Origin of the sequence: Mesorhizobium sp. M6A.T.Cr.TU.014.01.1.1, assembly GCF_004022765.1 — a bacterium.
Lineage (GTDB): Bacteria > Pseudomonadota > Alphaproteobacteria > Rhizobiales > Rhizobiaceae > Mesorhizobium > Mesorhizobium mediterraneum.
The window spans coordinates 180,563-188,786 of record NZ_RZPG01000013.1; the positions used below are offsets into that span (position 1 = coordinate 180,563).

Annotated in this window: 5 protein-coding genes; 3 read left to right on the forward strand and 2 right to left on the reverse strand. The window is 64.1% G+C overall.

Annotation, left to right across the window (positions count from 1 at the left end; translation table 11 throughout):
- The first annotated feature begins 61 nt into the window (after positions 1-61).
- The 3 genes from EN885_RS16935 to EN885_RS16945 are packed head-to-tail and all read left to right on the forward strand — an operon-like array spanning position 62 to position 4,677.
- On the forward strand, positions 62-2,995 hold the full coding sequence (locus tag EN885_RS16935; RefSeq protein ID WP_128242863.1) for a molybdopterin oxidoreductase family protein: 2,934 nt from the start codon (positions 62-64) through the stop codon (positions 2,993-2,995).
- A complete protein-coding gene (locus EN885_RS16940; RefSeq protein WP_128242864.1) occupies positions 2,992-3,726 on the forward strand; it encodes a 4Fe-4S dicluster domain-containing protein in 735 nt (244 codons plus the stop codon). Before EN885_RS16935 ends, EN885_RS16940 begins: the two co-directional genes overlap by 4 nt.
- A gap of 15 nt (positions 3,727-3,741) precedes the next feature.
- Entirely contained in the window at positions 3,742-4,677 is a 936-nt protein-coding gene (locus tag EN885_RS16945) for a DmsC/YnfH family molybdoenzyme membrane anchor subunit (protein ID WP_128242865.1), read from the forward strand.
- Positions 4,678-4,682: 5 nt separating this feature from the next.
- On the opposite strand, the gene pdeM is transcribed toward EN885_RS16945, so the two are convergent.
- On the reverse strand, positions 4,683-5,399 hold the full coding sequence (gene pdeM, locus EN885_RS16950; RefSeq protein WP_126103722.1) for a ligase-associated DNA damage response endonuclease PdeM: 717 nt from the start codon (positions 5,397-5,399) through the stop codon (positions 4,683-4,685).
- A complete protein-coding gene (locus EN885_RS16955; protein WP_126103723.1) occupies positions 5,396-7,918 on the reverse strand; it encodes a ligase-associated DNA damage response DEXH box helicase in 2,523 nt (840 codons plus the stop codon). The genes pdeM and EN885_RS16955 overlap by 4 nt, the downstream gene beginning before the upstream one ends.
- Positions 7,919-8,224: the final 306 nt, after the last annotated feature.

An 8,224-nucleotide genomic window follows, 5' to 3' on the forward strand; every position in this document is an offset into this window, starting at 1 on the left:
ATTACATGCGCGGCCCCGGGCCAAAAACGCGAGCCAAACACTCGGACCGCAAAAGTAGATCATGACGAACGGACCGCCGCGCGGCGCCAATTCCGCACCGTCGCAACGGCCGCTTGCCGACACGCGCGCGCCCGACGAAGGCGATGGCGTCGACACTTCGCCTGATGTCTCCGACAGCATCGCCAAGACCACTTGCTATATGTGCGCCTGCCGCTGCGGCATCGACGTCCACATCAAGGGCGGCAAGGTCCGCTACATCAACGGCAACAAGGACCATCCCGTTAACCGCGGCGTGCTGTGCGGCAAGGGCAGCGCCGGCATCATGCAGCACTACAGTCCGGCCCGGTTGAAGAAGCCATTGCTGCGTACAGGTCCGCGTGGCTCGGGAGAGTTTCGCGAGATCGAGTGGGAGGAAGCGTTCTCGATCGCGACGGAACGGCTTTCGAAAATCCGCCGGACCGATCCGAAGAAACTCGCCTTCTTCACCGGGCGCGACCAGTCGCAATCCTTGACCGGCTGGTGGGCGAGCCAGTACGGCACGCCGAATTTCGCCGCCCATGGCGGGTTCTGCTCGGTCAATATGGCGGCCGGCGGGCTCTATACGATCGGCGGCTCGTTCTGGGAGTTTGGCGAGCCCGATTGGGACAACACCAGATACTTCATGCTGTTCGGCGTTGCCGAAGACCACGATTCCAATCCGATCAAGATCGGCCTCGGCAAGCTCAAGGCGCGCGGCGCCAAGGTGGTTTCGATCAATCCGTGCCGCACCGGCTACAACGCCATCGCCGATGACTGGATCGGCATTCGGCCCGGCACCGACGGCCTGTTCGTGTTTGCCCTCATCCACGAACTGCTGAAGGCTGGCCGTGTCGATCTCGATTATTTGCTGCGTTACACCAACGCCCATGTCCTCATCATCCAGGAGCCGGGTGCTGCCGATGACGGGCTTTTCGCGCGCGACAGCGACGGCGATCCGCTGGCTTGGGACAGGGTAGCGAAGACGCCCGTCAACGCCACAGATGCCGATGCAAAGCCGGCGCTGACCGGCAACTTCACGATCGACGGCCGCCGCTGCGTGCCGGTCTTCCAGCTCATCGCCGACCGCTATCTGCATGAGAGCTATTCTCCCGATGCGGTTGCCGAACGCTGCGGCGTTTCAGGCGACACCATTCGTCGGATCGCCGCCGAACTGGCGCATGTCGCCTTCGAGCAAGCAATCGAACTGCCGGTGGCGTGGACCGACTGGGCCGGCCGCCGGCACGAGACGATCAAGGGCCGGCCGGTGTCGATGCATGCGATGCGCGGCATCTCGGCCCATTCGAACGGGTTTCACACCTGCCGCGCCATCCACCTGCTCCAAGTGCTTCTCGGCACGGTGGACGTTCCGGGCGGGTTTCGCTTCAAGCCGCCCTATCCCCGGTCGGCGCCGCCGGGGCCGAAGCCGGCGGGCAAGGACGTCAGGCCGATGACGCCGCTTGAAGGCATGCCGCTCGGCTTCGTCTGCGGACCGGACGATCTGCTGGTCGATGACGCAGGCACGCCTGTTCGTATCGACAAGGCCTATTCTTGGGATGCACCGCTTGCCGCGCACGGCCTTATGCACTCGGTCATCCGCAACGCCTGGGCCGGAGATCCCTACAAGATCGACACGCTGATGATGTATATGTCCAACATGGCCTGGAACTCGTCGATGAACACCGTCGAGACGATGGCGATGCTGACCGACAGCGACGAGGCCGGAAACTACAAGATCCCCTTCATCATCTATTCCGACGCCTATTATTCCGAGACCGTGCCGTTCGCCGATCTCGTGCTTCCCGACACCACGTATCTCGAAAGGCATGACTGCATCAGCCTGCTCGACCGGCCAATCAGCCATGCCGACGGGCCGGGTGACGCCATCCGCCATCCCGTCGTCGAGCCAGACCGCGACGTCCGCCCGTTCCAGACGGTGCTGATCGAGCTCGGCGCGCGGCTTGGCCTGCCCGGCTTCGTCGATGACGACGGCTCGGCCAAATACCGCGATTACGCCGATTATATCGTCAATCACCAGCGCACGCCGGGCATCGGCCCGCTCGCCGGCTGGCGCGGCAAGGACGGAACCTTGACCGGCAAGGGCGAGGCCAATCCCGACCAGCTGCAGCGCTACATCGACAATGGCGGCTTCTGGCACCATGATTTTGCGGACGACCAGCGCTACTACAAGATGGCCAACCGCTCCTATCTCGACTTCGCCGAGAACATGGGCTTCATCCCGAAAGCCGAGCCGATCGTCTTCCAGCTCTATTGCGAACCGATCCAGCGGTTTCGCCTCGCCGCGCGCGGCCATGGGCGGGTGCTGCCGCCGGAGACGGAGCGCAGCCGCATCGAGACCTATATGGACCCGCTGCCGTTCTGGTACGCGCCCTTCGAGGAAGCGGCTGTCGACACGCAGATCTATCCGCTGCATGCGCTGACGCAGCGGCCAATGCACATGTATCATTCCTGGGGCTCGCAGAACGCTTGGCTCAGGCAGATCACCAGCCAGAACCGGCTGTTCGTGCACAACCGGACCGCCGCCGGCCTCGGCCTTGTCGACGACGACTGGGTTTGGATCGAGAGCATCAACGGCAAGGTCAAGGGACAGATCAAGCTGGTCGACGGCGTCAACGCGGATACGGTCTGGACCTGGAACGCGATCGGCAAGCGGCGCGGCAGCTGGGGGCTGAAGGACGACGCCGCTGAATCCAATCGTGGCTTCCTGCTCAACCATATCATCGGCGACCAGACTTCTGCCGATGCCAATGGCAGGCGCTATTCGAATTCCGATCCAGTGACCGGCCAGGCGGCTTGGTTCGACCTGCGCGTCCGCATCGTCAAATGCGCGGCCGAGGAAGCCGGCTTCACCGAGCCGCAGTTCGAGCGGTTCCGGCAACCGCCGCATTTCGAACCCTCGCCCGACAAGCTAAGTTTCGGCGCCGAGTTTCGCCGGGAAAGAGAAGCTCCCAGATCATGACCTGCCTTCCCGCCCAAACCGACAAGAAGCTCGGCCTCGTCATCGATCTCGACACCTGTGTCGGCTGTCAGGCCTGCGTCACCGCCTGCAAGGAATGGAACACCGGCGGCCACATGGCGCCGCTGACCGACATCGATCCTTATGGCGGCGACGCCGACGGGGTCTGGTTCAACCGCGTGCACAGCTACGAGCACATGACCGAGATGGGTGGGCGAACGGTCAATTTCCCACGCTCCTGCCTGCATTGCGAGACACCGGCCTGCGTCACCGTCTGCCCGACCGGAGCCTCCTACAAGCGGGCCTCGGACGGCATCGTGCTGGTCGACGAGGACAAGTGCATCGGCTGCAAATTATGCAGCTGGGCCTGCCCTTATGGCGCGCGCGAATTCGACACCGACGTCGGCGTCATGAAGAAATGCACGCTGTGCGTCGACCGCATCTACAACGACAATCTAGCCGAAGAAGACCGCGTGCCGGCCTGCGTCGCCGCCTGCCCGACCAGCGCGCGGCATTTCGGCGATCTCGGCGACCCGGCGTCGGCGATCTCGCAACTGGTGGCCGAGCGCGGCGGCGTCGACCTGATGCCCGAACTCGGCTATCGTCCGACCAACAAATATTTGCCGCCGCGCGCCCACACCACACGCGCCGCATCGGTGCCGGCGCCGGCGCTCGAACCGGTGCGGGCCGAAGGCGGTTTCCTTGGCTGGGTCGACCGCATGCTTTCGCACTGACCAGCAACCGACCTCATGCGTCCAGCTTTCTCCGTCGTCTTTTTCACCACCGCCACGGGCGCCGGCTACGGCCTGCTCGCGCTGCTCGGCGTGCTGGCCGGACTGGGGTTCGTCCCGCCCAATTTCTGGCTCGGTTTGGTCAGCATGGGGCTGGCGCTCGGTCTGATCTCGGCCGGCCTGCTGTCATCGGCCGGCCATCTCGGCCGGCCCGAACGCGCCTGGCGCGCCTTCTCGCAATGGCGCAGCTCATGGCTGTCGCGCGAAGGCGTCGCGTCGGTTGCGACCTTCGTACCGGCGGGGTTTTTCGCCATCGGGTGGGTGTTCCTCGGCCGTACGAACGGCTGGGTGGCTGTCGCTGGGCTGCTGGCTGCCATCGGCGCGGTCGTCACCGTCTGCACCACCGGCATGATCTATGCGTCGCTCAAGCCGATCGCTCAATGGCACAGCCGCTTCACCCTGCCTGGTTATTTGATCTTTTCGGCGATGAGCGGCAGCGTGCTGCTCAACGCGCTGCTGCAGGGTTTCGCCATCGGCTCGATCATCGTGCTGGCAGGTTGCGTGCTGCTGACCGTGCTCGGCTGGGGCTGGAAGCTGGCAACCTGGCGATACAATGACAGGCTGGAAATCCCGACCAATGCCAACACCGCGACCGGACTTGTCGGCGGCACGGTGCGGTCGCTGGAATGGCCGCACACCGAGGAGAATTACCTGCTCAAGGAGATGGGCTTTCGCATCGCACGCAAGCACAAGGCGCGGCTGCGTCAGATCACACAAGTGCTGGCCTTCGCGCTGCCCGCCTTACTGCTGATTGCCGCGTTCGCCTTGCCATGGCCCTATGCGGCGGTGCTGTCGGCGCTCGCCGCAATCGCTCAATTCGCCGGCATGCTGGTCGAACGCTGGCTGTTTTTCGCCGAGGCGAAGCACACCGTCACCTTGTACTACGGCCGGTAGCGGTCTCAGCCGGGCCTCAGCATTGAGCGGGAAATCGCGAAGATGCGCTCCGTGCCGAGCATATAGGCCATCAGCGTTTCGCGGCGGAACAGCCCGGCATAGGCGCGGTCGAGCACATTGAGCGAGCCGGTATAGGCGCCGAAGGCCGGCATGATCATGCGGCCGCCATCGCCGGCAAAGCAGCGCCGCCGCACCGAGCGGCCGCGCTGCACGATGCGGGCACACGGATGCAGATGGCCGGCGATCTCGCCTTCCACTCTCACTGCCGAAGGTTCATGCCGGAACAGCAGAGAGCCTATGGCCAGCTCGCGCACCGTCTCGCCGGGCAAGTCGGCCGGCGCGTCCGGGTCATGGTTGCCGGCAACCCAGAACCAGTCGCGGCCGGCCATCAGTCCTTCCAGCCGCTCGCGAAAGCTTGAGTGCATGCGCGACGCGCCGCCGCCATCATGAAAGCTGTCGCCGAGGCTGATGACGATCGCGGGCTGGTAGTCTGATATCACCGCCTGCAGCCGCAACAACGTCGCACCGGTATCATAAGGCGGGATCAACGTACCGCGCCGTGCTAGCGACGATCCCTTTTCCAGATGCAGATCCGACACCGCCAGCAATTTCAGCTCGGGGAAGTAGAGCACGCCGCGCCGATCGCAGATCGCGCGCTCGCCGGCGATACCGATAAAATCGGCATCCGCCAGGGGTGCAGGCATGGCCAGCGCGCGCGTCATTTCGTCCCCATGGCTTCCTCGACCAGCGTTGCCGCATCCATCAGCAGTGTATCATCGGCCTCGCCATGCACCGGCATCTTGCCGATCTCGAGCATGATCGGCACGGCGAGCGGCGAGATCTGTTCGAGGTTCTTATGCACGATTCGTCCCTGGATGCGCGAGAGCATCTCGGCAAGTCTGCTGACATCCAGCAGACCGGTGGCCGCATCGGCACGCGTCGCCTGCAGCAGGATGTGGTCCGGCTCATGGCTGCGCAGAACGTCGTAAATGAGGTCGGTCGACACAGTGACCTGGCGGCCGCTTTTCTCCTGGCCCGGATGGCGTTTTTCGATCAGCCCCGAGATCAGCGCGCAGTTGCGGAAGGTGCGCTTCAAGAGCCAGCTGCCGGCCAGCCAGGCTTCGAGATCGTCGCCCAGCATGTCTTGGTCGAAAAGTTCACTGAGCGAAGGCTTCTTCGCCCGGAACATCCTGCCCATATCGGCCAGCGACCATATGGCAAGTGCATAGTCGGTGGCGACGAAGCCGAGCGGCCTGGCGCCCGCCCTGTCGAGACGGCGGGTGAGCAGCATGCCGAGCGTCTGGTGGGCCAGCCTGCCCTCGAACGGATAGGCCACCAGGTAGTGCCGGTTGCCGCGCGGAAAGGTCTCGATCAGCAGGTCATCGCGTTTCGGCAGTACCGATTTGTCGGCCTGGAAACGTAGCCAGTCGGCCACCTGTTCCGGCAGCTTCTTCCAGCGCTGCGGGTCATCCAGCATGATGCGGACCTGCTCAGCGAGGTAGGTCGAAAGCGGGAATTTGCCGCCGCCATAATATGGCACCTTGGCGTCGCTGCCGGGTGCATTCGATACGAAGCACTCATTCTCGCGGATGCCCTCGAAGCGCAGTACTTTGCCGGCAAACATGAACGTGTCGCCATGCGTCAGCGTTTCAAGGAACGCCTCCTCGATCTTGCCGAGGACGCGACCGCCGCGCGAGGCAGAGCCCTTGCTGCCGGCCTTGATATAACGCACGTTGAGCGCCGGCACCTCGATGATGGTGCCGACATTCAACCGATACTGCTGAGCAACCCGAGGATTGGACACGCGCCACAGCCCGTCCTTGTTCAGGCGGATACGGGCGTAGCGCTCATAGTTCTTCAGCGCATAGCCGCCGGTGGCGACGAAATCGATGACGCGGTCGAATGTCGGCCGATCGAGTTCGGCATAGGGCGCGGCTGCTCTTACCTCCTCAAAAAGCGCATTGGCATGGAATGGCGCACCGCAGGCGCAACCAAGCACATGCTGCGCCAGCACGTCGAGCCCGCCGTTGACCAGCGGCGGCGTATCCTGGGCGCCGAGATAATTGGCGTCGAGCGCCGCCCGGCATTCCAGCACCTCAAAGCGGTTGGCCGGAATCAGGATCGCCTTGGACGGCTCATCCATGCGGTGATTGGCGCGGCCGATGCGCTGCGCCAGCCGGCTCGCACCCTTCGGTGCGCCGACATGGACGACCAGGTCGACATCGCCCCAGTCGATGCCGAGGTCGAGCGTCGAAGTGGCGACGATGGCGCGCAAGGCATTCTCGCCCATGGCTTTTTCGACGCGCCGGCGCTGGGCGACATCGAGCGAGCCGTGATGCAGGGCGATCGGTAATGTGTCTTCATTGACCCGCCACAACTCCTGGAACAGCAGCTCGGCCTGGCTGCGTGTGTTGACAAACAGCAGGGTCGTCTTGTGTCGCTTGATCTCGCTATAGATCTCCGGCGTTGCGTAGCGGGCCGAATGTCCGGCCCACGGCACACGCTCCTCCGAGTCGAGAATGGAGATCTCGGGCTTGGCGCCGCCCGTCACGACGATCAACTCAGCCATGCCGCCGGGTGGGTTCTGGCTGACCAGCCAGCGCCGCAATTCATCGGGCTCGGCCACCGTCGCGGACAGGCCGATCGTCTGCAAGCCCGGAACAAAGGATCGCAGCCGGGCCAGACCGAGCGACAGGAGATGCCCGCGTTTTGACGTCACCAGCGAATGCAGTTCGTCGAGCACGACATAATGCAGGTCCTCGAAGAAGCGCCTGGCGTCGGGCGCCGCGATCAGCAACGCCAGTTGCTCGGGCGTGGTCAGGAGAATGTCGGGTGGCGCCAGCTTCTGCCGCTGGCGCTTGTGGGCGGGCGTGTCGCCGGTGCGTGTCTCGATCGTGATAGGCAGACCGATTTCTTCGACCGGCTTGCCGAGATTGCGCTCGATGTCGACGGCCAGCGCCTTCAGCGGCGAGATGTAGAGCGTGTGGATGCCGCGACGCGCCTGCCCCGGTTTCTTCCTTGGCCGACCTGCCAACTCGGTCAGCGACGGCAGGAACCCTGCCAGCGTCTTGCCGGCGCCGGTCGGTGCGATCAGCAGCACCGACTGCCCGGCTTGGGCAGTCGCCAGCAATTCGATCTGATGGGCACGCGGCGACCAGCCCTTTTGCGAAAACCATCTGAGGAATGGCTCGGGCAAGTGCACGGCGGCATTCTGTTCGGCAAGGCGCGGCTGCTCTGTCACGCGCCAGAGGTAGCGCGGCGGCGCGCAATCGCCAAGAAGAATCGGAACAAAAGGTGATCGAGCGCCTCTCCACCTTCTCCCCGTGTGAGGGCTTTGCACGGGGAGCGAAGTGGATTTCGGTGGTCAGTGAGGGCCTTTTTGAAGGCCGGCAGAGCGGTTTTCCGCGGCCCTTGCGGGGCCTTTGTCGGTTTAGGCAGCCATCCTGCCGGATTGTGGACGCACTCCTCCCTCATGTCCGCCTCTCATCGGGTGGATAGAGGACGCCAATCATGGTGCGCAGATTGTAAGCGCAGGCGGCCAGTATGC

Excerpts from the sequence above, each read along its gene's own strand:
- EN885_RS16935 (WP_128242863.1), top strand. The coding sequence starts at position 62 with ATGACGAACGGACCGCCGCGCGGCGCCAATTCCGCACCGTCGCAACGG.
- EN885_RS16940 (WP_128242864.1), top strand. The coding sequence starts at position 2,992 with ATGACCTGCCTTCCCGCCCAAACCGACAAGAAGCTCGGCCTCGTCATC.
- EN885_RS16945 (WP_128242865.1), top strand. The coding sequence starts at position 3,742 with ATGCGTCCAGCTTTCTCCGTCGTCTTTTTCACCACCGCCACGGGCGCC.
- pdeM (WP_126103722.1), bottom strand. The coding sequence starts at position 5,399 with ATGACGCGCGCGCTGGCCATGCCTGCACCCCTGGCGGATGCCGATTTT.